Origin of the sequence: Nocardioides sp., from assembly GCF_964228225.1 — a bacterium.
In the GTDB taxonomy this organism is placed as follows: domain Bacteria; phylum Actinomycetota; class Actinomycetes; order Propionibacteriales; family Nocardioidaceae; genus Nocardioides.
Map to the genome: position 1 here is coordinate 31,021 of NZ_CAXQZB010000059.1, position 23,951 is coordinate 54,971.

At 73.6% G+C, this 23,951-nt stretch carries 28 protein-coding genes; 14 read left to right on the forward strand and 14 right to left on the reverse strand.

What is annotated here, in order from left to right; translation table 11 throughout:
• Nucleotides 1–41: 41 nt before the first annotated feature.
• From rsgA to ACERUJ_RS14950, 3 genes are read right to left on the reverse strand one after another with little or no spacing between them, the layout of a single operon-like run.
• Entirely contained in the window at nucleotides 42–1,079 is a 1,038-nt protein-coding gene (gene rsgA / locus ACERUJ_RS14940; protein WP_370249517.1) for a ribosome small subunit-dependent GTPase A, read from the reverse strand.
• A 35-nt stretch (nucleotides 1,080–1,114) separates the two neighbouring features.
• The gene (gene aroA, locus ACERUJ_RS14945; RefSeq protein ID WP_370249593.1) at nucleotides 1,115–2,434 is read right to left on the reverse strand and encodes a 3-phosphoshikimate 1-carboxyvinyltransferase; all 1,320 of its coding nucleotides are present in this window, start codon (nucleotides 2,432–2,434) and stop codon (nucleotides 1,115–1,117) included.
• Nucleotides 2,435–2,473: 39 nt separating this feature from the next.
• Nucleotides 2,474–2,998 carry a hypothetical protein gene (locus ACERUJ_RS14950; protein ID WP_370249518.1) on the reverse strand — a complete coding sequence of 175 codons (525 nt, stop codon included), beginning with the start codon at nucleotides 2,996–2,998 and terminating at the stop codon, nucleotides 2,474–2,476.
• 114 nt (nucleotides 2,999–3,112) lie between these two features.
• Between ACERUJ_RS14950 and ACERUJ_RS14955 the strand changes: the two genes are divergently transcribed.
• The 5 genes from ACERUJ_RS14955 to ACERUJ_RS14975 all read left to right on the forward strand — a co-directional run bounded on the left by ACERUJ_RS14955 (nucleotide 3,113) and on the right by ACERUJ_RS14975 (nucleotide 5,931).
• Nucleotides 3,113–3,868: an SOS response-associated peptidase gene (locus ACERUJ_RS14955; protein WP_370249519.1), complete on the forward strand. Its 756-nt coding sequence runs from the start codon at nucleotides 3,113–3,115 to the stop codon at nucleotides 3,866–3,868.
• On the forward strand, nucleotides 3,865–4,644 hold the full coding sequence (locus ACERUJ_RS14960; protein ID WP_370249520.1) for an alpha/beta family hydrolase: 780 nt from the start codon (nucleotides 3,865–3,867) through the stop codon (nucleotides 4,642–4,644). The genes ACERUJ_RS14955 and ACERUJ_RS14960 overlap by 4 nt, the downstream gene beginning before the upstream one ends.
• 45 nt (nucleotides 4,645–4,689) lie before the next feature.
• On the forward strand, nucleotides 4,690–5,463 hold the full coding sequence (locus tag ACERUJ_RS14965) for a sigma-70 family RNA polymerase sigma factor (RefSeq protein WP_370249595.1): 774 nt from the start codon (nucleotides 4,690–4,692) through the stop codon (nucleotides 5,461–5,463).
• On the forward strand, nucleotides 5,460–5,765 hold the full coding sequence (gene rsrA, locus ACERUJ_RS14970) for a mycothiol system anti-sigma-R factor (protein ID WP_370249521.1): 306 nt from the start codon (nucleotides 5,460–5,462) through the stop codon (nucleotides 5,763–5,765). Before ACERUJ_RS14965 ends, rsrA begins: the two co-directional genes overlap by 4 nt.
• Nucleotides 5,766–5,856: 91 nt before the next feature.
• Nucleotides 5,857–5,931: a 50S ribosomal protein bL37 gene (locus tag ACERUJ_RS14975; RefSeq protein WP_370249596.1), complete on the forward strand. Its 75-nt coding sequence runs from the start codon at nucleotides 5,857–5,859 to the stop codon at nucleotides 5,929–5,931.
• A 97-nt stretch (nucleotides 5,932–6,028) separates the two neighbouring features.
• Here ACERUJ_RS14975 and ACERUJ_RS14980 read toward each other — a convergent pair whose 3' ends face one another.
• From ACERUJ_RS14980 to ACERUJ_RS14990, 3 genes are read right to left on the reverse strand one after another with little or no spacing between them, the layout of a single operon-like run.
• Nucleotides 6,029–6,418 (reverse strand): thioesterase family protein, encoded by a 390-nt coding sequence (locus ACERUJ_RS14980; protein WP_370249522.1) that lies wholly within the window; start codon nucleotides 6,416–6,418, stop codon nucleotides 6,029–6,031.
• A gap of 10 nt (nucleotides 6,419–6,428) precedes the next feature.
• Nucleotides 6,429–8,081: an acetolactate synthase gene (locus ACERUJ_RS14985; RefSeq protein WP_370249524.1), complete on the reverse strand. Its 1,653-nt coding sequence runs from the start codon at nucleotides 8,079–8,081 to the stop codon at nucleotides 6,429–6,431.
• Between the two features lie 21 nt (nucleotides 8,082–8,102).
• The gene (locus ACERUJ_RS14990; RefSeq protein WP_370249525.1) at nucleotides 8,103–8,960 is read right to left on the reverse strand and encodes a DUF2785 domain-containing protein; all 858 of its coding nucleotides are present in this window, start codon (nucleotides 8,958–8,960) and stop codon (nucleotides 8,103–8,105) included.
• Between the two features lie 170 nt (nucleotides 8,961–9,130).
• Between ACERUJ_RS14990 and ACERUJ_RS14995 the strand changes: the two genes are divergently transcribed.
• Complete coding sequence (locus ACERUJ_RS14995; RefSeq protein ID WP_370249527.1) at nucleotides 9,131–10,609, forward strand: histidine kinase N-terminal domain-containing protein; 1,479 nt, start codon at nucleotides 9,131–9,133, stop codon at nucleotides 10,607–10,609.
• Between the two features lie 102 nt (nucleotides 10,610–10,711).
• Here ACERUJ_RS14995 and ACERUJ_RS15000 read toward each other — a convergent pair whose 3' ends face one another.
• Nucleotides 10,712–10,963 carry a WhiB family transcriptional regulator gene (locus ACERUJ_RS15000; protein ID WP_056686333.1) on the reverse strand — a complete coding sequence of 84 codons (252 nt, stop codon included), beginning with the start codon at nucleotides 10,961–10,963 and terminating at the stop codon, nucleotides 10,712–10,714.
• A gap of 288 nt (nucleotides 10,964–11,251) precedes the next feature.
• Between ACERUJ_RS15000 and ACERUJ_RS15005 the strand changes: the two genes are divergently transcribed.
• Nucleotides 11,252–11,641: a hypothetical protein gene (locus tag ACERUJ_RS15005; protein WP_370249528.1), complete on the forward strand. Its 390-nt coding sequence runs from the start codon at nucleotides 11,252–11,254 to the stop codon at nucleotides 11,639–11,641.
• A gap of 4 nt (nucleotides 11,642–11,645) precedes the next feature.
• Here the strand turns inward: ACERUJ_RS15005 and ACERUJ_RS15010 are convergent, their stop codons facing one another.
• The 3 genes from ACERUJ_RS15010 to sodN all read right to left on the reverse strand — a co-directional run bounded on the left by ACERUJ_RS15010 (nucleotide 11,646) and on the right by sodN (nucleotide 13,451).
• Nucleotides 11,646–12,491, reverse strand: coding sequence for an RNA polymerase sigma factor SigF (locus tag ACERUJ_RS15010; protein WP_370249529.1), 846 nt, complete (start codon nucleotides 12,489–12,491; stop codon nucleotides 11,646–11,648).
• 11 nt (nucleotides 12,492–12,502) lie between these two features.
• Nucleotides 12,503–12,895, reverse strand: coding sequence for an anti-sigma factor (locus tag ACERUJ_RS15015; RefSeq protein WP_370249531.1), 393 nt, complete (start codon nucleotides 12,893–12,895; stop codon nucleotides 12,503–12,505).
• A 154-nt stretch (nucleotides 12,896–13,049) separates the two neighbouring features.
• On the reverse strand, nucleotides 13,050–13,451 hold the full coding sequence (sodN, locus tag ACERUJ_RS15020; RefSeq protein WP_370249533.1) for a superoxide dismutase, Ni: 402 nt from the start codon (nucleotides 13,449–13,451) through the stop codon (nucleotides 13,050–13,052).
• 74 nt (nucleotides 13,452–13,525) lie between these two features.
• On the opposite strand from sodN, the gene ACERUJ_RS15025 reads away from it, so the two are divergent.
• Nucleotides 13,526–13,870 (forward strand): S24 family peptidase, encoded by a 345-nt coding sequence (locus ACERUJ_RS15025; protein WP_370249534.1) that lies wholly within the window; start codon nucleotides 13,526–13,528, stop codon nucleotides 13,868–13,870.
• A 138-nt stretch (nucleotides 13,871–14,008) separates the two neighbouring features.
• Nucleotides 14,009–15,124 (forward strand): NADP-dependent malic enzyme, encoded by a 1,116-nt coding sequence (locus tag ACERUJ_RS15030; RefSeq protein WP_370249597.1) that lies wholly within the window; start codon nucleotides 14,009–14,011, stop codon nucleotides 15,122–15,124.
• Nucleotides 15,125–15,248: 124 nt separating this feature from the next.
• On the opposite strand, the gene zwf is transcribed toward ACERUJ_RS15030, so the two are convergent.
• Nucleotides 15,249–16,700, reverse strand: coding sequence for a glucose-6-phosphate dehydrogenase (gene zwf, locus ACERUJ_RS15035; protein ID WP_370249536.1), 1,452 nt, complete (start codon nucleotides 16,698–16,700; stop codon nucleotides 15,249–15,251).
• A 58-nt stretch (nucleotides 16,701–16,758) separates the two neighbouring features.
• Here zwf and ACERUJ_RS15040 point away from each other — a divergent pair, with 58 nt between their 5' ends.
• Nucleotides 16,759–17,727: a zinc-binding dehydrogenase gene (locus ACERUJ_RS15040; RefSeq protein WP_370249537.1), complete on the forward strand. Its 969-nt coding sequence runs from the start codon at nucleotides 16,759–16,761 to the stop codon at nucleotides 17,725–17,727.
• A 41-nt stretch (nucleotides 17,728–17,768) separates the two neighbouring features.
• Nucleotides 17,769–18,488: an SDR family oxidoreductase gene (locus ACERUJ_RS15045; RefSeq protein WP_370249538.1), complete on the forward strand. Its 720-nt coding sequence runs from the start codon at nucleotides 17,769–17,771 to the stop codon at nucleotides 18,486–18,488.
• Nucleotides 18,489–18,503: 15 nt separating this feature from the next.
• Here ACERUJ_RS15045 and ACERUJ_RS15050 read toward each other — a convergent pair whose 3' ends face one another.
• Together ACERUJ_RS15050 and ACERUJ_RS15055 are read right to left on the reverse strand one after the other, a co-directional pair.
• Nucleotides 18,504–19,976: an amidase gene (locus tag ACERUJ_RS15050; RefSeq protein ID WP_370249540.1), complete on the reverse strand. Its 1,473-nt coding sequence runs from the start codon at nucleotides 19,974–19,976 to the stop codon at nucleotides 18,504–18,506.
• A 61-nt stretch (nucleotides 19,977–20,037) separates the two neighbouring features.
• The gene (locus ACERUJ_RS15055; protein ID WP_370249542.1) at nucleotides 20,038–20,658 is read right to left on the reverse strand and encodes a TetR family transcriptional regulator; all 621 of its coding nucleotides are present in this window, start codon (nucleotides 20,656–20,658) and stop codon (nucleotides 20,038–20,040) included.
• A 185-nt stretch (nucleotides 20,659–20,843) separates the two neighbouring features.
• On the opposite strand from ACERUJ_RS15055, the gene ACERUJ_RS15060 reads away from it, so the two are divergent.
• Genes ACERUJ_RS15060 through ACERUJ_RS15070 form a run of 3 tightly spaced genes read left to right on the forward strand, consistent with a single transcriptional unit; the run spans nucleotide 20,844 to nucleotide 23,458 of the window.
• The gene (locus ACERUJ_RS15060; protein ID WP_370249543.1) at nucleotides 20,844–21,980 is read left to right on the forward strand and encodes a flavin reductase family protein; all 1,137 of its coding nucleotides are present in this window, start codon (nucleotides 20,844–20,846) and stop codon (nucleotides 21,978–21,980) included.
• 48 nt (nucleotides 21,981–22,028) lie between these two features.
• Nucleotides 22,029–23,153: a fatty acid desaturase gene (locus tag ACERUJ_RS15065; protein WP_370249544.1), complete on the forward strand. Its 1,125-nt coding sequence runs from the start codon at nucleotides 22,029–22,031 to the stop codon at nucleotides 23,151–23,153.
• Nucleotides 23,154–23,200: 47 nt separating this feature from the next.
• Entirely contained in the window at nucleotides 23,201–23,458 is a 258-nt protein-coding gene (locus ACERUJ_RS15070; protein ID WP_370249546.1) for a hypothetical protein, read from the forward strand.
• A 34-nt stretch (nucleotides 23,459–23,492) separates the two neighbouring features.
• On the opposite strand, the gene ACERUJ_RS15075 is transcribed toward ACERUJ_RS15070, so the two are convergent.
• Nucleotides 23,493–23,936: an MmcQ/YjbR family DNA-binding protein gene (locus tag ACERUJ_RS15075; protein WP_370249547.1), complete on the reverse strand. Its 444-nt coding sequence runs from the start codon at nucleotides 23,934–23,936 to the stop codon at nucleotides 23,493–23,495.
• Nucleotides 23,937–23,951 lie beyond the last annotated feature (15 nt).

A 23,951-nucleotide genomic window follows, 5' to 3' on the forward strand; every position in this document is an offset into this window, starting at 1 on the left:
GGCCCGCCCACCGCCCCTCGGTGCGCCGACCGCGGGCGGGGTCAGTAGTCGGTGCCGCTGCGTGCCGCGAGCAGCCGCCGGAAGGACACGACCCGCTCGGGGTCGGCGCTGCCCTCGGCGACGGCGACGTCGAGGCCGCACTCCGGCTCGTCCTCGCCGTGGGTGCACCCGCGCGGGCAGTCCTCGGTCATCTCGTCGAGGTCGGGGAAGGCCTCGATGAGGTCCTCGGGCTGGACGTGGGCCAGGCCGAAGGACCGGATGCCGGGGGTGTCGATGATCCAGCCCCCCTCCGCCTCCGCTCCCGGGCTGCCGTCGGGGGCCTCGGGCCCGGGGGAGGTCGGCAGGGCCAGCAGGTACGCCGAGGTCGAGGTGTGGCGACCCCGACCGGTGACGGCGTTGACGTGCCCCACCTCGCGCCGGGCCTCGGGCACCAGGGCGTTGACCAGCGTGGACTTCCCGACGCCGCTGTGGCCGACGAGCACGCTGGTGCGGCCCGCGAGCCGGGCCCGGAGCTCGGTGAGGTCGCCGCCGCGCTGCGTGACCACCCACGGCACGCCGAGGGAGCGGTAGGTCGTCAGCAGCGTCTCGGGGTCGCGCAGGTCGGCCTTGGTCAGGCACAGCAGGGGGGTCATGCCGGAGTCGTAGGCCGCCACCAGCGCCCGGTCGATGAGCCGGGGGCGGGGCTCGGGGTCGGCCAGTGCCGTGACGACGACGAGCTGGTCGGCGTTGGCCACGATCACGCGCTCCACCGGGTCGTCGTCGTCGGCGGTGCGCCGCAGCGTCGTGCTGCGCTCGACCACCTCCACGATGCGCGCCAAGCTGCCCTCCTCCCCGGAGGTGTCGCCCACGATCCGCACGTGATCGCCGACCACGACGCCCTTGCGGCCCAGCGGGCGCGCCTTGACGGCGTGCAGCAACCGGCCCTCCAGCAGCAGCGTGAACCGGCCGCGGTCGACGGTCACGACCCGCGCGTCGAGGGCGTCGTCGTAGGTGGGGCGGTCCGTGGTGCGGGGGCGCGTGCGCCGGCGGGGTCGGTCGTAGTGCTCGATGTCGTGCTCGGAGTACCGCCCGTGTCCCACGCCTCGCGCCCCCTGTCCCGACCGGTGTCCGCGCGTCAGCCGGCGGGGGTCGGGGTCGGGAGCAGACCGGCCCAGAAGCCGGGGAAGTCGGGGAAGGTCTTGCTCGTGGTCGTGACGTTCTCCACGAGCACCCCGTCGGTGACGGCGCCGATGATCACCGCGGCGTGCGCCATCCGGTGGTCGGCGTAGGTGCGGAACACCCCGCCGCGCAGGGGCCGCGGCACGATCGAGAGCCCGTCGGCGTGCTCGGTGACCTCCGCGCCGAGGGCGGTGAGCTCGGTGGCCAGCGCCGCCAGCCGGTCGGTCTCGTGACCGCGGATGTGGGCGACGCCGCGCAGGTGGGAGGGTCCGTCGGCCAAGGCGCACAGCGCCGCGACAGCGGGGGTGAGCTCGCCGACGTCGTGCAGGTCGAGGTCGACGCCCTGCAGCCGGTCGGGTCCGGTCACGACCAACACGCCGTCGGCGGTGCGCTCGACCGCGCACCCGAGGCGGGTGAGGATCCCGCGCAGGTCGTCGCCGGGCTGGGTGGTGCGCTCGGGCCAGTCGCGCACGCGCACGGTGCCGCCGGTCACCGCGGCCAGCGCCAGGAACGGTGCGGCGTTGCTGAGGTCGGGCTCGATCACGTGGTCCACGGCCGCAACGGGTCCGGGCGCGACCGCCCACCGGTTGGCGTCGGCGTCGTCCACCTCGACGCCGTGGCGCCGCAGCACCTCCACCGTCATGTCGATGTGGGGCAGGGAGGGCACCGGCTTGCCAACGTGGCGCACGTCGACGCCCTCGGTGAAACGCGCGCCGGCCAGGAGCAGGGCGGAGACGAACTGCGAGGACGCCGAGGCGTCGATGGTCACCGTGCCGCCGCGCACCTCGCCGGTGCCGCGCACGGTGAACGGCAGGCCGCCGCGCCCCTCGTCGTCGACCGCGACGCCGAGGGCGCGCAGCGCGGTGAGCACCTCGCCGATGGGCCGCACCCGCATGTGCGGGTCGCCGTCGAAGGCGGTGGCGCCGCGGGCGAGCCCCGCCACCGGTGGCAGGAAGCGCATCACCGTGCCGGCCAGGCCGCAGTCGATCGCGGCGTCGCCGTCACGCACCCCGGGCACGACCCGCCAGTCGGCGTCGTCGGTGTGCACCTCGCAGCCCAGCGCCCGGAGTCCGGCGGCCATGAGCAGGGTGTCGCGCGAGCGCAGCGCCCGGTGCACGGTGGAGGGGCCGTCGGCGAGACCGGCCAGCACGAGTGCCCGGTTGGCCAGCGACTTCGAGCCGGGCAGCGAGACCGTGAGGTCGACCGGTCCGTGCGCGCGGGGCGCGGGCCACGGGTCGGTCACGGCGGGCGGCACGGCGTCGGTCACGCCCCGCAGACTACCGAGCCCCGCGGGGCCCCCGGAGCGCCGTGGGACTCAGGTGAGGGTCGCCCGGGCGAGCTTGGCCTCGCGTCGGGCGCTGCGGGCCAGGTGCTTGGCCTCGCGGCGGGCGTCGCGGGTGGCGCGGCGGGCGCGCCAGGCCACGCCCGGACGCCCGTCGGTGTCGCCGGCCGCGATCACGAGCGCTCCGGTGAGGGCGGTGTTCTTGGCGAACTGCATCGTGTGCAGCTTGCGCGCCACGGGGTCGGACTCGGCCCAGAACGCGTGGCCCGCGATCGTGGTCGGCACCAGCGAACCCGCCAGCACCGCCGCCCCCAGCCGCGGGGCGCGCCCGGTCCCCAGCAGGGCGGCGCCGCCGATCTGGGCCGCGGCGTTGAGACGCACCAGGGCGGCGGTGTCCTGCGGCAGCGGCAGTCCCAGCCCCCGCAGGCGCGGGACGACGGCGTCGGTCACCCGCGCCGCCTTCGGGGCGAGGGGGGCGGGGTCGCGCAGGGCGCCGAGGGCGAGGTACCCGATCCCGGCGGCGACGAGGGGACGGGCGAGGCGGCGGCTCAGACTCATGCCTTCAACCTGCCACCGTGGTGGGTGGATCGAACCCTCCCCCCGGGCGGAGCACCCGGCATGGGCGGGTCGTGGGCCGGTGAAGGGGCGCAGCGACGCCCTAGGGTGAGCCCCATGTGCGGTCGGTACGCCTCCTCCCGGACCAGTGACGACCTCGCCGAGGAGTTCGAGGTCGCCGAGGTGCGCGTCGACGCGCCCCTGGCCCCGGACTACAACGTGGCCCCCACCAAGGAGGTCTACGCGATCGTCGAGCGCCCCCCGGGGGACGCGGCGGAGGTCGCGGTGCCCGAGCGCCAGCTGCGGGTGCTGCGCTGGGGCCTGGTGCCCTCGTGGGCGAAGGACCCGGCCATCGGGTCGCGGATGATCAACGCCCGGCGGGAGACGGTGGCGGAGAAACCGGCCTACCGGCGGGCCTTCCAGAGGCGCCGCTGCCTGCTGCCGGCCGACGGCTACTTCGAGTGGTACGCCACCGAGCAGCGCACCGCCTCGGGCAAGCCCCGCAAGCAGCCCTTCTTCATCCGCCCCGCCGACGGCGGCGTGCTCGCCATGGCCGGGCTCTACGAGATCTGGCGCGACCCCACCCGGGCCGACGACGACCCCGCACGCTTCCGCTGGACCTGCACGGTGATCACCACCGAGGCCGAGGACGCGCTGGGTCGCATCCACGACCGCATGCCCCTCATGGTCGAGCCGGAGCGCCGGGCGGCGTGGCTCGACCCGCGCACCGAGGGTCCGGGGCTGCTCGACCTGCTGACCCCGGCCGCTCCGGGGCGGCTGGAGGCCTACCCCGTGTCGAGCCTGGTCAGCAACGTCCGCAACAACGGCCCGGAGCTGGTGGTCCCGCTGCCCGCCGAGGAGGCGCTGGGATGAGCGGTGCCGCGGATCCGGTCGACCTGCTGCTCGACACCCCCCACGGCGAGGCCCGCTGGGTGATCCACCCGGCCCGCGACCCCGTCGCGGTGCTCGCGCTGGGGCACGGCGCCGGGAACGGCGTGGAGTCGCGCGACCTCGCCGCCCTCGCCGCCTGCCTGCCCGAGCACGACGTCACCGTCGCCCTGTTCGAGCAGCCGTGGCGACGCCGCGGCGCGAAGGTCGCCACGCCGCCGCCCACGCTCGACGTCGCGTTCGCGGCGGGGGTGGCCGACCTGGCCCGCCACGGCTCACCCGACGCCCACAGCGACACCCACACCGACACCCATGCCGGCCCCGCGCCGGGGGGCCCGGCAGCCGGCCTGCCGGGGGTCCCCGACGCCGTGCCGCTGCTGGTGGGCGGACGCTCCGCGGGAGCCCGGTCCGCAGCCCGCACCGCGCGGGCGGTGGGGGCGGCGGGCTGCGTGGCGCTCGCCTTCCCCCTGCACCCGCCGGGCCGGCCGGAGCGCAGCCGCCTGGCCGAGCTGGCCGACGCCGACGTGCCACTGCTGGTGGTGCAGGGCGAGCGCGACTCCATGGGACGTCCCGAGGAGTTCCCGGACCTCTTGCCCGGCGGCCTCGCCTACGACCTGGTCACGGTGCCCGGGGCCGACCATGGCATGGCGGTCGCGCGCCGGGGGCCGCTCACCCAGGAGGAGGCGCTCGACGTCGTCGTCGAGGCCGTCCTGGAGTGGGTCACCCGCCAGGTGGTGGGCAACGCGCCCCGACGGCCCTGACGCCCCGCCGGAATACACCGCCCGGGCGGGTGGTTGACGATGATCGTGATGGCCTTGCTGGACCGCCCCTCCGAGGGAGCCGCCGACCTCACCGTCCCCGTAGGCTGGACGGTGATGACCGAGCCGCTCTCCACCCTGGACCCCCTCGACCCCGCCGCGTCGGCCGCCGAGCCGATCGACCAGCCGGCCGACCAGCCGATCGACGTGGCGTCCGAGACCGACGCCGAGCGCTCGCTGCGCTTCGAGCGCGACGCCCTGCCCTTCCTCGACCAGCTGTACTCGGCCGCGCTGCGGATGACCCGCAACCCCGCCGACGCCGAGGACCTCGTGCAGGAGACGTTCGCCAAGGCGTTCGCCGCGTTCCACCAGTACAAGCCCGGCACCAACCTCAAGGCCTGGCTGTACCGGATCCTCACCAACACCTTCATCAACAACTACCGCAAGAAGCAGCGCCAGCCGCAGCAGTCGATGGCCGAGGACGTCGAGGACTGGCAGATCGCGCGCGCGGAGTCCCACACCTCCTCGGGCCTGAAGTCGGCCGAGACCGAGGCGCTGGAGCACCTCCCCGACTCCCAGGTCAAGGACGCCCTGCAGCGACTGCCCGAGGAGTTCCGGCTCGCGGTGTACCTCGCCGACGTCGAGGGGTTCGCCTACAAGGAGATCGCCGAGATCATGGACACCCCCATCGGCACGGTCATGTCGCGGCTCCACCGCGGTCGCCGGCAGCTGCGCGACCTGCTCGCCGACTACGTACGAGCCCAGGACCTGCTGCCCGCCGAGACGGTCGACGCCGCCGCTGCGAAGGGGGCCCGCGCATGAGCACCGCCCACCAGCACGGCGACCACGGGGTCGGCGCGGTCGGGGAGGACCCGTCCGAGGCCGACTGCGCCGACTACCTCGAGCGGATCGTCTACTTCCTCGACAACGAGCTCGACGACGCCGACTGCGCCGTGGTGCGCGAGCACCTCGACACCTGCAACCCGTGCCTGCAGCGCTTCGACCTGCAGCGCACCGTCAAGGCCGTGGTGGCCCGCTCCTGCTCGGAGCCGGCGCCCACCGACCTGCGCGACCGCGTGCGCGCCCAGATCCAGGCCGTGCAGCGTCGACTGGCCGAGTCCTGACCCGACCCCGGTTGCGGGGACCCGATTTCGGATCCGGGCGCGCCACCTGAGACACTGCACTGTTCGTTCAACTCCCACGAAGGAGTCCACCATGGGCAAGACCGGCCGCAAGCGCCGCGCGCGTCGCAAGAAGGGCGCGAACCACGGCAAGCGCCCCAACAGCTGAGGCGCCCCGCGCACAGCATCGCCACGACCCCCGGCCCGCGGCCGGGGGTCGTGGCGTTCTCAGCGGGGGTGGCTCCGGCGGCGGAGCCCGGGCGGGGTCAGCCGGAGAGCCGGCCGAGGAACCGCTCGGCGTCCACGACCACCCGTCGCACCTCGCCGGTGGCCACGACCCGGCCGTCGTCGTGACGTGCCACGACGCTGAACAGGTGCAGGCGGCCGTCGATGTCGGTGGTCGTGGCGCTCACCTCCACGCGGGCGCCGACCGGGGAGGGTGCCTGGTGGTCGAGCGCGACGCGAGTGCCGACCGACGTCGACCCGGGGGAGAGCGTGGGCTCGAGGGCCGCGCAGGTGGCGGCCTCGCACCAGGCCAGCAGCCGTGGCGTGCCCAGCACCGGCAGGGTGCCGGAGCCCACGGCCGCCGCGGTGTCGGCGTCAGTGACCGTGAAGCCCAGAGTGGCGGTGAGCGGGCCGGTCGAGCGGTCGGTCATCGCCCGCCCCTCAGATCCCGAAGGTGGCCCGCGGGTAGGCCGCGTCGACGTCGGTGATGATGTTGACCAGGTAGGGCACCCCGGAGGCGAACGCGCGGTCCAGGGCCGGACCGATCTGGCGGGGGTCGGTGACGGCCTCGCCGGCGCCGCCGAGCGCCGTGACCACCTCGTGGTAACGCGTGCGCGGGGCGAGGTCGGCCACGACGTCGTAGCCGTAGAGCATTTGCATCGGACCCTTCTCCAGGCCCCAGGCGGAGTTGTTGCCCATGACCATCACGACCGGCAGCCCGTGGCGCACCAGGGTGTCGACGTCGAGCAGGGAGAAGCCGGCCGCGCCGTCGCCGAGCAGCAGCACCACCTGCGAGGACGGGCGGGCGAGCCGGGCCGCGATCGCCGCACCGAGGCCGGCGCCGAGGCAGCCGTAGGGGCCGGGGTCGAGCCAGCAGCCGGGCCGCTTCGGCTCGACGAACTTGCCGGCGAAGCTCACGAAGTCGCCGCCGTCGCCGATCACGACGGCGTCGTCGGCCAGCCGCGGCACCAGCTCGCCGTAGATGCGGGCGGGGTGGATCGGGTCGGCCTCCGCGCCGAGCAGCAGGGCGTCGCGCCGGGCCGCCGCGGCGGCGGTGTCCTGCAGGTCGGTGACCCAGGCCGCCCAGTCGGGCTTGGGGCCGCGCTCGAGGGCGGCGTGCAGCTCGCGCAGCACGGTCGTGAGGTCGCCGCTCACCGAGGCCGCCAGGGTGGCGTGGCCCGAGACCTGGCCGGGGGAGTCGGCCACGTGCACCACCTGGGCGTCCCCGAACACGCCGTAGCCCAGCCGGAAGTCCAGCGGGGTGCCGACCACGACCACCAGGTCGGGCTCCTTGAGGGCCTTGCCCCGGGCCTTGGTGACCAGCAGGGGGTGACCGCCGGGGATCACGCCGCGGCCCATGCCGTTGGTGATCGCCGGCAGGCCGACGCCCTCCACCAGCTCCAGGGCCGCCACCTCGGCGCCGTCGGCCCACACGTCGGTGCCGAGCACGATCACCGGCCGCGACGCCGCGGCCAGCAGGCCCGCGATCCGCTCGACGGCGTCGCTGTCGGGCTGGGCGCCACGGGCCCGCTCCCCGGTGGGGATGAGCCCGGAGCCGGTGTTGAAGAACTCGTCCATCGGGACGTCGACGAACACCGGCCCGCGGTGGCTGGAGCCGGCCGCGCTGAACGCCTCGTCCATCCCGGTCACGACGTCGCCGGCGGTGGGCAGGGTGCGCGCCAGCTTGGCGACCGGCGCGATGATCGGCGGCTGGTCCAGCTCCTGCAGGCTGCCGGTGCCCCAGCGGTTCTGCGGCGCCCGGCCGCCGACCACGACCATCGGCGACCCGGCGAACTGCGCCTGCGCGATCGCGCTGACGCCGTTGGTCACGCCCGGGCCGGCGGTGAGCACGGCGAGGCCGGGCACGCGGGTGAGCTTGCCGGTGGCCTCCGCGGCGAAGGCGGCGGTCTGCTCGTGGCGCACGTCCAGCAGCCGCATCGGCGGATCGGCCTTCACCGCACCGTCGTACATCGGGAAGACGTGGGCACCGGAGAGCGTGAACATCGTCTCGACCCCGTGGGCGGCCGCCACCGCGACGGCGAGGGCGCCGGCGTGGGCCGTGGTGACCGGGGCGTGGGTGGCGTCGTTCGTCATGTGGCGAACGTTACTCGCGGGTCATCTCAGGGGAGGAGAGGCGGGGCCGAGGAACTCCGGGTCGAGCGCGCGGAGCACCTCCACCAGCACCAGCAGCAGGTCGGCGCGACAGGCCGGGGGGCGCGGCCCGAGGGCCAGCAGCAGGTACAGGGCGCGCAGGAAGGCCTCGATGTTGCCCGTGGCGAGGTCGGGGTCGCGGTGCAGCGTCAGCTGCTGCCCGTGCCACGGCGGCGGGGCGCCGATCGTGCGCACCCACCGCTCGACGACGTCGAAGGGCACGCGGTCGCGCCGCAGCACCTGCACCGTGGCCTGGGCGAGCCGGTCGGCCTCGCGATTGGTCCACAGCCCGTCGACCGGCGCCGCCACCCGCTCGCCGATCACCTGGAGCACGATGCCCAGCTCCGCGGCCCCGAGGTGGGGGGAGCGGGCCAGCACCCGCAGCGCGTCGGCGCCGTGGGCGATCGCATGGGCCCACCCGCGGCCGGGGACGTAGCCGCGCACGTCGCGCTCGGCGAGCACCCAGGTCGCGATCCGATCGCCCCAGTCGAGCACCTTGCCGCCCGGCACCAGCGGGCGCGAGACGTCGCGGGCGATGCAGGAGGCCAGCACCAGGGCGGAGAAGCTGCGCCGGAAGACGGTGTCGGTGCCCCGCTCGCCGAGCCCCACCCGCAGCCCGGCGGCCATCCCGTCGCCCAGGCCCGGCAGCAGGTCGTCGTAGACACCGCGATCGATCCACGTGGCGAGCACGGTGAGCGCCAGCTCGTCGCGAAGGTGCGGGTCCGGATCGCCCAGCAGCGTGGTGAGCTCGGCGGTCAGATCGGCGAGCGGGAGGTGCGCGGGCACGGCGAAGTCGTCGTCATGGACGGCTTTCCAGTTCACCCGAGGCACTCGCCCCATCCTTCCAGAACGGCTCGGCCGCGACGCCGTGGGGGCGACCCTGCCCCCGGCGCCCCGACCAGGATCGCGACGCCCACGATCCTGACACCCCCGGGGGTCCGGACTCCATTCCCCGAGGCCGCCGACCGTGGCGCCGCCCTAGGCTGGGCGGCGTGACGTCGTTCGCCGAACTGGTCCGCCAGCACACCGACCTCGACGCGGCCGACGTCGCGTGGCTGCAGCTGCTGCAGGCGGACTGGCAGATCATCGCCGACCTCTCCTTCGCCGACCTCGTGCTCTGGCTGCCCGACCGCGAGGGGCGGGGGTTGTGGGCCGTGGCGCAGATGCGGCCCACCACCGGGCCGACGGCCTACCTCGACGACGTCGTCGGCACCTACGCCGCCACCGGCACCTGGCCGCTGCTCGACGCCGCGCTGGTCCAGGGCCGGGTCGTGCGGGAGGGCGACCCGGAGTGGCGCGACGACATCCCCGTGCGGATCGAGGCGATCCCGGTGGTGCACGACGGGCGCACCATCGGCGTCATCGGCCGCCACACCAACCTGCTCGGTGTCCGCACGCCCTCGCGCCTGGAGCTCACCTACCTCCAGACCGCGGCCGACCTCACCCAGATGATCGCGACCGGCACCTTCCCCGACACCGGCCAGCGCAGCGACCACGCCGACAGCCCGCGCGTCGGTGACGGGTTCGTGCGCCTGGACGCCCCCGGCCACGTCGTCTACGCCAGCCCGAACGCCCAGTCGGTCTACCGGCGGCTGGGCCTGCAGGGCGACCTCACCGGGCTGGTGCTGGCCGACCTCGTGCGCACCCTGGTGCCGCCGCGACGCCGCCCCGACGAGGAGACGCTCAGTGCCGTGCTCGGGGCCCGCGCGTGGCGCGAGGTCGAGATCGGCAGCGACGAGGTCTCGCTCATCGTCCGCGCCATCCCGCTGCGTCCGGCCGCGCAGCTGATCGGGGGCTTCATCCTGGTGCGCGACGTCTCCGACCTGCGTCGCCGCGACCGCGAGCTGGTCACCAAGGACGCCACGATCCGCGAGATCCACCACCGCGTGAAGAACAACCTGCAGACCGTGGCCGCGCTGCTGCGCCTCCAGGCGCGCCGCATCGACTCCGCCGAGGCCAAGGCCGCGCTGGAGGAGGCGGTGCGACGCGTCGGTTCGATCGCGATCGTGCACGAGATGCTCTCCCAGGCGGTGGAGGAGACCGTGGAGTTCGACGAGATCGCGGATCGGCTCGGCAGCATGGTCACCGAGGTCTCCGCGCTCACCGGACGGGTGCGGGTGACCCGGACCGGGCACTTCGGCACCCTGCCCTCGGAGTCGGCCAACGCCCTCGCGATGGTCCTCACCGAGCTGCTGCAGAACGCGGTCGAGCACGGCTTCGCCGACCTCGGCGCCCAGGACCCCGAGGCCGCCGGGGCGATCCGGGTCGGGGTGCGGCGCGACGCGACCCGACTGGTCGTCACCGTCGAGGACGACGGCGCCGGCCTGCCGCCGGGCTTCAGCCTGGAGGGCTCCACCAACCTCGGGCTCTCGATCGTGCGCACCCTGGTGGAGTCCGAGCTCGGCGGGGTGCTGACCCTCACCGGCGGTGCGTCGGGCGGCACCTGCGCGCGGTTCGAGATCGAGACCTGAGGTCCGCGCCGTGAGGGTCCGGGATCGCGGGGGCAAAGCGGAGGGGCGCCGCCGCGGCCGCTGCCACGGACGACGCCCCGTCGTCGGTCGAGTGGGTGCCGGTCAGGCCGTGCGCACCCGGGCCCGGGCGTTGCGGCGCTTGAGCGCGCGACGCTCGTCCTCCCCGAGACCGCCCCAGACCCCGTGGTCCTGGCCGGCCTCGAGCGCCCACGCGAGGCACTGCTCGCGCACCTCGCAACGACGGCACACCTGCTTGGCCTCCTCGATCTGGAGGATGGCCGGACCGGTGTTGCCGATCGGGAAGAACAGCTCCGGGTCCTCGTCCAGACACGCGGAACGGTGGCGCCAATCCATGGCTGAGTGGTCCTTGATCTCTCGAACGTGCAGGTCGGGGGTCTACCCGCCTGCGGGCACGCGAACATGTCGGCCTGTGAAGGATTTCACGACCAACCCCTGAACTCTCGCAACGATCGGGGCTGCGATCAAGCGTTTCGCGCGGTCTGTTGCATCACAATGCCCGATCCGGGGCCGCGCCACCTGAGGTTCGGATGAGAGTTCACTCCGATCGTGGTGGATCGATCGGGAGGTCCGGCGCCCGTCGGGGTCCGGGAGCCACCACCCGCCACTGACTAGGCTGGGCGGGTGGCCAGCGACGATCCCCGACTCTTCACCGTCCCGGCGCCGCTCCAGGTCGCGTCCTCACTCGCTGCGGTCGAGGGCCTGGTGCTGCTCGGCCTCGCCGCGGCCGAGACCGCCGACCTCGACGGGTCCCGGCTGGGTACCGGCATCAGCACCGCGGTCTTCTTCGCCCTCTACGGTGCGGTGCTGGGGTGGGCGGCGTGGTCGCTGCGGCAGCGGCGCACGTGGGCCCGGGGCCCGGTGCTGCTCACCCAGCTGATCATGCTCGGCCTGGCGTGGAACGTGCGCGACGCCCCGGTGCTCGCGATCTGCGTGGCACTCGTGGCCGTCATCGCCCTGGTCGGCATGGTCCACCCCGACACCGTCGCGGCCCTGGAGCGCGAGGAGGCCTGAGGGCTCAGGGCTCCTCGTTCAGGGAGGCCCGCAGCTGGTCCAGGGTGCGGCTGAGCAGCCGGGAGACGTGCATCTGGGAGACGCCGATCTCCTCGGCGATCTGCGACTGCGTCATGTTCTTGAAGAACCGCAGCAGCAGGATCTTCTTCTCCCGCGCCGGCAGCTGCTCCAGCAGCGGCTTGATCGACTCGCGGATCTCGACGTGCTCCAGGCCCTCGTCGTCCACCCCGATGGCGTCGAGCATGCTCGAGCCGGCGCCGTCGTCGGCGTCGTCGGTGGCGTCGAGGGACAGCGTGGAGTAGGCGTTGCTGGACTCCATGCCCTCGAGGATCTCCTCCACGCTCACCCCGATCGACTCGGCGAGCTCGCGCGGGGTGGGGGAGCGGCCCAGGCTCTGGGTGAGCTCGGCGGAGGCGGCGCTGATCTGCATCCGCAGCTCCTGCAGCCGCCGCGGCACCCGGATCGCCCAGCCCTTGTCGCGGAAGTACCGCTTGATCTCCCCGATCACGGTGGGGGTCGCGTAGGTCGAGAACTCCACACCGCGGTCGGTGTCGAAGCGGTCGATGGACTTGATCAGGCCGATCGTGCCGACCTGCACCAGGTCCTCGTAGGGCTCGCCGCGGTTGCGGAAGCGGCGGGCGCAGTGCTCGACCAGCGGCAGGTGCAGGTGCACGAGGTCGTCGCGCGCCGTGCTGCGTTCGGCGTCGCTGCGCTCGGGGTCGCGGGTGAGGGCGAACAGCTCGGCGCTGCGGCGTCGGGTCTGCTCGATACGGGTCTGGTGCTCGGTGAGGACCGGCTCGGGGGTGGGGAGATCGTCCGAGATCGGGTCCGCGGTGCCGCGGTCGTCCATGGCTGCCCGACTCAGGCCCGGTCGAGGAGGGAGGAGGTGGCGGCCAGGGTCAGGCGCAGCGCGGTGCCGTCCTGACGGGCGTCGGCGTCCGGTGCGAGGGTCGAGAGCATCAGCCAGGCGAAGCCGTCGCGGTCGATCGTGGCGCCCGGCACCACCGTCGCGCTGAGCGCGAGGTCCAGCCGGCCCTCGCCGAGGTGGAACTCCACGGTGAGGTCGCTGCCCGGCTCGGCGAGCTCGAGCAGCAGCGCCCCGGCCTCGCCGACCACGATCTTGAGGTCCTCGATGTCGTCGATCGTGAAGTCCAGCCGCGCGGCGAGACCGGCGGTGGTGGAGCGCACGACGGCGACGTACGCGCCCTCGGCGGGCAGACGCAGTTCGACGTCGGCGCGATCGGTGGTCGGCACGGCGGTCCCTCCAGGTGGTGGTCGGATGCCCTCGGACCCTACCGCTGCCGGGGACCGTGTCCGCACCGGTGGCGGTCCCGGGCGCCGGGGCCCCGGACGCGACACGGGCGCGGCCCCCGCGGGGACCGCGCCCGTGTGACGGACGGCGAGGTGCTCAGGCCTTCTTGGTCTCCCAGAAGATCTCGGCGATCTCGTCGATCTTGGCGAGCAGCTGGTCGGCCACGCCGGCGTCGAGGGTGCCCTTGCTGCCGGCGGCACCGGCGAGCTTGGTGGCCTCGTTCACCAGGGTGTGCAGCTGGGGGTACTTCTCGAAGTGCGGGGGCTTGAAGTAGTCGGTCCACAGCACCCACAGGTGGTGCTTGACCAGCTCGGAGCGCTGCTCCTTGATCAGGATGGCGCGGGTGCGGAAGTCGGGGTCGTCGTTGTCGGCGACCTTGGCGATGACGGCCTTGATGGACTCCGCCTCGATCCGGGCCTGAGCGGGGTCGTAGACGCCGCAGGGCAGGTCGCAGTGAGCGGAGGCCTCGACAGTGGGGGCGAAGATGCTCGAGAACATGCAGCAGATCCTCTCGGACGTGAGTCGTGCGGGGAGGCGCCGGACGGCACCCGGTGCTTGCGACACTACTCGTCGTGTCCGATCCCGAGTCCACCCGCCCGGCCGAGCCCGGCCCGTCGGCGCCGCTGGGGTTCGTCGAGGTCGTCGGACGGTCCATGGAGCCCGCCCTGCGTGCGGGGGACCGGCTGCTGGTCGCCTACGGCCGCACGCCCCGGCCGGGCCAGGTGGTGCTCGCCCGGTTCGCTGACGGCACCGTGGTGGTCAAGCGGGTCGCCGAGCGCCGTGAGCGCGGGTGGTGGCTGCTCAGCGACAACGCCGCCGAGGGCGTCGACTCACGGCACCGAGGCGCGGTGGGGGACGCCGACGTGCTCGCCGTCGCCCTGGGCCGGTGGTGGCCGCGCCCCTCTCTCGTCCTCTGACCGGCGTCCTATGACCGGCCTCACGTCCGAGACGCACCCCGGGGGAGGCGGCGGCGTGTGACAGGATCATCCCCCGTGGCAGACGACACGCACCCGCGCGCAGGCGACCCGGTCTTCGACCTCCACCACGGCGGCAAGATGCAGACGGTCGCGACGGTCGCCCTCGACGGCGCCGACGACCTCTCCCTCGCCTACACCCCCGGGGTGGCCCTGGTGTGCGAGGCGATCGCCGCCGACCCGTCGATGACGCGCCACTACACCTGGGTGCCCAACACCGTCGCCGTCGTCACCGACGGCACCGCCGTGCTCGGTCTGGGCGACATCGGCCCGGCCGCGGCGATGCCCGTGATGGAGGGCAAGGCGGTGCTGTTCAAGGCCTTCGGGGGCGTCGACGGCGTGCCGATCTGCCTCGACACCACCGACACCGAGGAGATCATCGAGACCGTCGTGCGGCTGGCCCCCAGCTTCGGCGGCATCAATCTCGAGGACATCTCGGCCCCGCGCTGCTTCGAGATCGAGGACCGGCTCAAGGAGCTGCTCGACATCCCCGTCTTCCACGACGACCAGCACGGCACCGCCGTCGTCGCCCTGGCCGCGCTGCAGAACGCGCTCAAGCTCACCGGCCGGTCGCCGGGGTCGACGCGCGTGGTGATCAGCGGCGCCGGCGCCGCCGGGGTCGCGGTCGCCAAGATCCTGCTCGAGGCCGGGATCACCGACCTCGCCGTCACCGACCGCAAGGGCGTGCTGCACTCCTCGCGCGACGACCTCACCCCGGTCAAGCGGGCCCTGGCCGAGCTCACCGCCGACCGCACCGGCCGCACCGGCACCCTGGCCGAGGTGCTCGACGGCGCCGACGCCTACCTGGGCCTCTCGGGCGGCACCGTGCCCGAGGCCGACATCGCCCGGATGGCGCCGGACGCCATCATCTTCGCGATGGCCAACCCCACGCCCGAGGTGCACCCCGACATCGCGCACAAGTACGCGCGGGTCGTGGCCACGGGGCGCTCGGACTTCCCGAACCAGATCAACAACGTGCTGGCCTTCCCCGGCATCTTCCGGGGCGCCTTCGACGTCAACGCCACCGCGATCACCGAGGGCATGAAGCTCGCCGCCGCGGCCGCCCTGGCCGACATGGTGGGGGAGCAGCTCAGCGAGGAGTACATCATCCCCTCGCCGTTCGACGAGCGCGTCGGCCCGGCCGTGGCCGCGGCCGTGGCCGCCGCTGCGCGCGCCGAGGGCGTCGCCCGCCTCTGACCCCTCGCCCGGGGGCAGTTTGCTCGGTCAGCCGAGCAGACTGCCCGACACGCCGACGTGAGCACGGCGTGTCGGGCAGTTTCCTCGGTCAGCCGAGGAAACCGCCCGCCGCCTGCCGGTCGTGTCAGGCCGGGCCGGTGGTGGTGACGGTGGTGTCGCGCCAGGAGCGCTCGAAGGGCAGCCGCCAGGCGCGGGGCGCGATGAGCTGGTGGATCGCGTTGGGGCCCCACGAACCGGGTACGTAGTGCCGCACCGGCGGCGGGTTGTCGAGCAGCACCTGGGACTTCTCCCACAGCGTCTCGATGCCGGCGGCCGAGGTGAACAGCGTGTGGTCGCCACGCATGGCGTCGAGGATGAGCCGCTCGTAGGCCTCCAGCACCGCCCCCGACCCGGAGGTGTCGACGGTGGCGAACTGCATCGACAGCTTCTCCAGCTTCATGCCCGGTCCGGGACGCTTGCCGTAGAACGACAGCGACATCCGCGACTGGTCGGCCAGGTCGAAGGTGAGGTGGTCGGGACCGGCGGTCCCGGCGTTGGACCCGGCGGGGAACATCGTCAGCGGGGGCTCCTTGAAGGCGATGGAGATGATCCGCGCCCCCTCGGCCAGCTTCTTGCCGGTGCGCAGGAAGAACGGCACCCCGGCCCAGCGCCAGTTGTCGATCTCGACCTTGAGCGCGATGAAGGTCTCGGTGTCGGAGTCGTCGGCCACGACCTCCTTGCCGCGGTAGCCGCTGTACTGCCCCCGCACCACCTGGGCGGGCTCGATGGGCCGCATCGAGCGGAAGACCTTCAGCTTCTCCTCCCCGATCGGTCCGGGTGCCAGCGACGTCGGCGGCTCCATCGCCATGAACGCCAGCACCTGCATCAGGTGCGTCACGACCATGTCGCGATAGGCGCCGGTGGACTCGTAGAAGGCGGTGCGGCCCTCCAGACCCAGCGTCTCGGGCACGTCGATCTGCACGTGGTCGATGAAGTTGCGGTTCCAGATCGGCTCGAAGAGCCCGTTGGCGAACCGGAAGGCCAGGATGTTCTGCGCGGCCTCCTTGCCCAGGAAGTGGTCGATGCGGAAGACCTGCTCCTCGTCGAAGACCTCGTGCACCTCGGCGTTGAGCCGCTGGGCGCTGGCGAGGTCGGTGCCGCACGGCTTCTCCATGATCACGCGCGCCCGCTCCACCAGCCCGGCCGCCTTCAGCTCGTGCAGCACGTCCATCGCCGCGCGCGGGGGCACCGAGAGGTAGTGCAGGCGCCGCACGTCCGTGGGCGGGCCGAGCTCGGCCTCGAGCTCCCGCACCAGGTCGGCGAGGGCCTGCGGGCCCGCCGAGGTCGGCACGTACCGCAGCCGGGAGGAGAACGGCGCCCAGCGGACGTCGGTGATGTCGCCCTTCCCGTGCTCCTCGCAGGCCGCCCGGGCGATGGCGTCGAAGGCCTCGGTGTCGATGTCCTCCAGCGAGGTGCCGAGCACGCGCAGCTCGGGCACCAGCCCCGACTCGAACAGCCGCAGCAGGCCCGGCAGCAGCTTGCGCCGGGCGAGGTCCCCGGTGGCTCCGAACAGGACGACGACGTGCGGATGGTCCATACGTCCACCGTAGGGTGCGCAGGTCACATCCGGGTGACGGAACGCTACGGTCGGAGACATGTTCGCCGTCTACGCCCAGTCCTTCTCCTCCGACAACCCGCTCGACGGCCTGGTCGTCGGCGAGCGCCCGGACCCCGAGGTGCCGGCCGGCTGGACCCGGGTGCAGGTCAAGGCCGCCTCGCTCAACCACCACGACGTGTGGTCGCTGCGCGGGGTCGGGCTGCGCGAGGAGCAGCTGCCGATGATCCTGGGCTGCGACGCCGCCGGCCTGGACGAGGACGGCAACGAGGTCGTCGTGCACGCCGTCATCAGCGACCCCGCCTGGACGGGCGACGAGACCCTCGACCCGCGTCGCTCGCTGCTCTCCGAGCGCCACCAGGGCACGTTCGCCGACACCGTCGTGGTGCCGAGGGCCAACGTGGTGCCGAAGCCGGCCTCGCTGTCCTTCGAGGAGGCCGCCTGCCTGCCCACCGCCTGGCTCACCGCCTACCGGATGCTGTTCACCCGCGGCGGCCTCAAGGCCGGCGACTCGGTGCTGGTGCAGGGCGCCGGCGGCGGCGTCGCCACCGCCTGCATCATCCTCGCCCGTGCGGCCGGGCTGCGGGTCCTGGCCACCAGCCGCGACGAGGCCAAGCGGGCGCGCGCCCTGGAGATCGGCGCCCACGAGGTGTTCGAGTCCGGCGCCCGGCTGCCGATCAAGGTCGACGCGGTGATGGAGACCGTCGGCCGCGCGACCTGGTCGCACTCGATCCGGGCGCTGCGCCCCGGCGGTGCCATCGTCATCTCCGGCACCACCTCGGGGCCGAAGCTCGACGACGCCGAGCTCACCCGCATCTTCGTCCTCCAGCTCTCGGTGGTCGGCTCCACGATGGGCACCCGCGCCGAGCTCGCCTCGCTCGTGCAGCTGCTCGACGCCACCGGCGCCCGGCCGCTGGTCGACCGCACCCTGCCGATGACCGAGGCCCGCGAGGGCTTCGCGGCGATGGCGGCGGGCGACGTGTTCGGCAAGATCGTCTTCACCCGCTGACCGGCCGTTCACCGGCCCGCTGACCGAGTGCTGATCGAGCGATGACCGCCACGGTCCTGGTGACGGGGGCCGGCTCCGGGATCGGGGCCGCCCTCGCCGCACGTCTGCACGCCCGCGGTGACCGGCTGGTCCTGCCCGCCCGCTCCGCATCGCGGGCCGCCGATCTCGCCGCGAGGTTCGCCGGGGCGAGCACCCCGGTGCTCGACCTCGCCGACCTCGCGGAGCCGGCCCGCCTGGAGGCTGCGCTGGCCGCCGTGGAGGTCCCGGACCGGCTCGACGCGCTCGTGCACTGCGCCGGCGTCGTCGACCTGGCGCCGGTCGCCTCCGCGACCCTGGCCTCGTGGCGCGAGCAGGTCGACGTCAACCTCCTCGCCCCGGCGATGCTGACCCGGCACGCACTGCCGGCCCTCCGGGCGGCGCGGGGCACCGTCGTCCTCGTCAACTCCACCGCGGGCATCAACGCCAACGCCGGCTGGGGCGCCTACGCCGCCTCCAAGTTCGGCCTCCACGCGCTGGCCGACAGCCTGCGCGCGGAGGAGGCCCCGCACGGCGTCCGGGTCACCACTGTGTTCCCCTCCCGCACCGCCACGCCGATGCAGGAGCGCGTGCACGCCCAGGAGGGCAGCGACTACGACGCCGCCCGCTGGATCCGGGCCGAGACGGTGGCCGAGTCGATCCTCGGCGTCCTCGACCTCCCGGCCGACGCCACCGTCACCGACCTGGTGCTCCGCCCGGGCCCGGGCGGGAACGCGGTGGGGTGAGGGCGGCGTCGCCGCCTACAGCGACGGGCGCCGATCGGCCCACGGCGCGGCGGTCTCGAGCTGCGCGGCCAGCCGGAGCAGGAGGCCGTCCTCGCCGAGCCGGCCGACGAAGTGGCTGCCGATCGGCAGCCCGTCGGGGGTCCAATGCAGCGGGACGCTCATCGCCGGGCGCCCGGTGAGGTTGGCGATCGGGGTGTAGGGCACCCAGCCGGCGTTCTCACGGATCAGCTGATCGATGATCGGCGTGAAGCGCAGGGTGGCCCCCGCCCGCGCCACCAGCAGGGCCTTCTGCGCGAGGCGGATCGGCAGCGGCGGGACGAACGAGCCGATCCGCGGCGGGGGCGTGGCGGTGGTGGGCGTGAGCAGCAGGTCGTGCTCGGTGTGGAACGCCGCCAGCGCGCGGGTGTGCTCGTGGCGTCGCTCCACGGCGGCCTGGAAGGCGGTGGCCGAGGTGGCCCGGCCGATCGCAGCCAGCAGCTGGGTGTCGGCCTCGAAGCCGGAGTCGCCGCTGCCGCTGAGCTCCTTGACCTGCGCGACGGTGTGGGCGAGGTAGGCGAACCAGCAGGTGAGGAAGTCCTGGGCCAGGGCGGCGTCGTCGACGGGCTGCCGGTCGAGCTCGACGACGTCGTGGCCGAGGTCGGAGAGCAGGTCGGCGGTGCGTCGCAACGCCGCGAGCGCCTCGGGATGCGGGGCGTCGTTGAGGGAGGAGGCGGCGGTGATCCCGATCCGCAGCGGCTCGACCGGCGTGTCGAGGCCGGCGAGGTAGCCCTGCGCCGGAACGGCCGGCAGGTAGGGGGAGTCGGGTGTGGCGCCGGCGAGCACGTCGAGCATGGCGGCGGAGTCGCGCACGCTGCGGGAGATCACGCCCTGGGTGGCCGTGCCGCCGAGGGACTCCGCCTCGGCGGGGCCGGCCGGCACCAGGCCGCGGCTGGGCTTGAGGCCGAACAGGCCGCAGGCCGAGGCGGGGATGCGGATCGAGCCGCCGCCGTCGCTCGCCCCGGCGACCGGCACGATGCCCGCGGCCACCGCGGCCGCACTGCCGCCGGAGGAGCCGCCCGGCGTGTGCTCGGGGTTCCAGGGGTTGCGGGTCGGGCCGAACAGGTCGGGCTCGGTGATGCCCTTGAGGCCGAACTCGGGGGTGTTGGTCTTGCCGAAGATCTGCAGCCCGGCCCGGCGCCACCGCGCCACGACCGCGGCGTCCTCGGTGGCGACCGTGCGTGCGAGTGCCTTCGACCCGCCGGTGGTCACCTGACCCGCGAGGTCCTGGTGCAGATCCTTGAGCAGGAACGGCACGCCGGCGAACACGGCGTCCTCGGGGGTGTCCGCCGGAGCGGACGGCGGATCGAACCGGGCCACGACGGCGTTCAGCGTGCTGTTGACCTCGGCGGTGCGGGATCGGGCGGCGGAGAGCAGCGTCTCCGCGTCGGTGTCGCCCGAGCGGACGAGGGCGGCCAGGCCGAGGGCGTCGTGCTGTGCGTAGTCCTCCACGTCGGCGATGGTAAGCCCCGCGGAGGGCCCCCGCGGGGTGTCGGCCGAGCGGTGAGGGAGCTCAGGGGCGCGAGCGCCACTGGAGGGCGCCGATCAGCGCCATCCGCAGCTGGGTGCGGGCCCGCTCGGTGACGTACTTCTCCATGTCGGGGCGGCCGGCGCTGAGCAGGACGGCCTCGGCGGTGGCGACCATCGCGGTCACCATCAGGTTGGCGAGCACCTGCAGGTCGTGCTCGGACCACGGGGCCGGTCCGGTCAGCCGGGCGAGGTCGACGGCGAGCTCGCGCTCGCACAGCTCGATCTCGTCGCGGATGCGCTCGCGCACCACCACGGGCCCGGCCGAGCGCTCGCGGGCGATGAAGGCGAAGTGCGCGCGCCGCTGGTGCACGTGCGAGACCAGCGTGTCGACCGAGCGGTCGACGATGTCGGCGAACGCCGGGTCGTTGCGTCGGACGTCGCGCAGCATCATCCGCAGCGACACGAACGACTCGTCGACCAGTTCGAGGCCGAGGTCCTCGAGGGAGTCGAAGTGCCGGTAGAACGCGGTGGGCACGATGCCCACCTCCTTGGCCACCTGCCGCAGCGAGACGGCGACCAGGCTGGAGTCCTCGCAGAGCGCGAGGGCGGCGTCGAGGATGGCGCGTCGGGTGCGCTCCTTGCGCTCGCCACGGGACTCCGACACCTGCTCATCGTACCGGGGGACGGCCCCGGAGGCCGTCGGACGGGTGGCGGAGTGGGCTCCGGGGCGGCGTTCGGTGTACATGTGTTCACCACCACGTCGTGTCGGCCTTGACCCTGTCGGACGGCCTCGGTGATAGTTCCAGTGTACGGACGTTCACCGAAATGCCGATCCCTCCGGAGGCCCTGATGAGCACCCTCAGCCCGATCCGCGTCACCCGCGGCCTCGGCCGCCGCGTCGGCGTCAGCCTCGCCCGCTCCCGCGTGCTGGAGGCCCTGACGAGCCCGCACGGCGTGGACCGCTACCTCGAGCTCGTCAACCCGATGTGGGCGGCCACCGAGGTGCGCGCCCGCGTCGTCGCCACTCACCGCGAGAACCCCGACTCCGACGCCGCGCCCGTCACCACGCTGACGCTGCAGCCCACCGCCACCTGGCGCGGGCACCGCGCCGGCCAGTACGTGCAGGTGGGTGTCGACCTGCCCGGGTCCGCCAAGCGCATGACCCGCTGCTTCACCATCTCCTCCGCCGCCTCGGTGCCGGGGGAGACCATCACCCTCACCGTCCGCGGCCACGACGAGGGCCAGGTCTCGAAGTTCCTGGCCCAGCAGGCGCAGGTCGGCCAGATCCTGCACCTGAGCCAGGCCCAGGGGGACTTCACCCTGAGCGAGAGCCCGGCCACCCCGACGCCCAGCCACCTGCTGTTCATCACCGGCGGCTCCGGGATCACCCCGGCGATGTCGATGGTGCGCACTCTGCTGCGCGACGGCTACGACGGCCGCGCCGGACGCAAGGTCACCTTCCTGCACTACGCCCGGTCGGAGGCCGACCAGATCTTCGCCGCCGAACTCGCCGAGATCGCCGCGGCCGACAACGACGTGACCGTGCACCTGCGCCACGGCGACCACGTCTTCTCCGAGTTCGAGCTGCGTCGCCTCGTGCCCGACTTCCGCGACATCGACACCTGGGCCTGCGGCCCGGCGCCGATGATGGAGCTGGTCGTCGACGCCTTCGCCGAGAGCACCCGTCTGCGCACCGAGTTCTTCAAGCCCCCGCGCACCACGCCCGGCAGCGCCGAGGGCGACGTCAGCTTCGCCCGCTCCGGGGCCGAGGCGCCCAACACCGGCGCCTCGCTGCTCGAGCAGGCCGAGGCCCTGGGCCTGAAGCCGGAGTTCGGCTGCCGGATGGGCATCTGCTTCTCCTGCACGACCCGCAAGACCGAGGGCACCGTGCGCAACGTCCTCACCGGTGTGGAGTCCTCCCTGCCGGACGAGGACATCCAGATCTGCGTGACCTCCCCGGTCGGCGACTGCGTCGTCGACCTCTGATCACCCCGACCCGCCACCCGCACCCACCACGAGAGGGAGACCCGGGACATGACCGCCGCCCCGATTGACCAGACCCGCGCCGAGGAGATCCTCGCCGATTTCGACCTCGACGCCGTCCGCACGCTCACCGAGGAGGAGCTGACGCGCTTCGGTGAGGAGATGGACGCCATCCGCCAGCGCGTGCTCGCCGACCTCGGCGAGGCCGACGCGTCCTACATCCGCAAGGTCGTGAAGTGGCAGCGCGGCCTGGAGGTCGCCGGCCGCGCGCTGTTCTACCTGCCCCCGGCGTGGCCGCTGGCCGTCGCCGCGCTCTCGGTGTCGAAGATCCTCGACAACATGGAGATCGGGCACAACGTCATGCACGGCCAGTACGACTGGATGGGCGACCCGGCCCTGAACTCCCGGATGTTCGACTGGGACAACGTCTGCCCCGGCGAGCAGTGGAAGTACAGCCACAACTACATCCACCACACCTTCACCAACATCGTGGGCAAGGACCGCGACGTGGGGTACGGCATCCTGCGCATGGACGAGGGCCAGAAGTGGCACCCGTACTACCTGGGCAACCCGCTGTACGCGTTCCTGCTCATGGTGTTCTTCGAGTGGGGCGTGGCCATGCACGACCTCGAGGTCGAGAACATCGTCGCGGGCAAGCGCACGATCAGCGAGAACAAGGCCCTGCACGCCGGCATCATGCGCAAGGTCAAGCGCCAGGCCTTCAAGGACTACCTGCTCTTCCCGGCCCTCACCGGTCCGCTGTTCCCGCTCACGCTGGCCGGCAACGCCACCGCCAACCTGGTGCGCAACATCTGGGCGTTCAACATCATCTTCTGCGGCCACTTCCCGGCCGGGGTGCGCACCTTCACCGAGGAGGAGTGCGAGAACGAGAGCCGCGGCCACTGGTACTACCGCCAGCTGCTCGGCTCGGCCAACATCACCGGCGGCAAGCTGATGCACCTGATGTCGGGCAACCTCTCCCACCAGATCGAGCACCACCTGTTCCCCGACATCCCGGCCCGCCGCTACCCCGAGGTGGCCGAGGAGGTCCGCGAGATCTGCGAGCGGTACGGCCTGCAGTACAACACCGGGCCGCTCGGCAAGCAGCTGGCCAGCGTGGCGCGCAAGATCTGCCGGATGGCCCTGCCGCCGCGCGAGCAGCACGCCTCGGCGTGACGAAGGACCCGTTGGAGGAACGCCGGACGGCTGGGAGAATCACCGACATGACCTCCCAGCCCTCGCCGGACAAGACCCCCGTCGGTCAGGACCGCATCTCGCGCGCCGAGATCGGCAAGGACGCCCTGCAGTCCACCGCCGAGGCCACGGCCCAGGCGGTGGGGGAGGTCGCGGTCATCGTGACGAACGCCGTCAAGGACGTCGCCACCGCCATCGGGGGCCTCGCCACCGAGGTCTTCGAGATCCGCGACTCCGCCCGCAAGGCGGCCCGTGAGGCCGACAAGCACGCCGAGCTGGAGGACTGAGGTCCACCTGCCACCATCACGCCCCGCCCGATGCTCATCGGGCGGGGCGTGCTGCCTCCGGTCCCGGCGGGTCCGTTCGGCGTCGCAGCGAGATCGGCGCCCGCACCCGCCAACTCTCGGCCACGAGGTCGGCGACCTCGTCCCAGTCGGTGTCGTCGTCGAGCACCATCCCGATGGCGGTGGGCGACCACGGCTGGTCGTGGAACGGCGGCCCGACGGCCTGCAACGTCATCAGGTCGGCGCCCTCGGCGTGCACCGTGAGCACGGTGGCGGGCAGGGCGCGGAAGCCGGCGACGTGCCGCCCGGCGACGTAGCCCTCCTGGGCCACCATGACGTGGGCGAAGGTGCGTCGTCGCACGCTCCACCGGACCCCGGTCCAGGCCTCCTCCTCGACGACGTCGGGCAGGGGGCCGCACAGGGCACGGAGGCGCTCGACGATCGCGGGGTCGGGCTCGAGACGAGCGGGCCTGCGGGACACGGGGTCGCCGGCGCG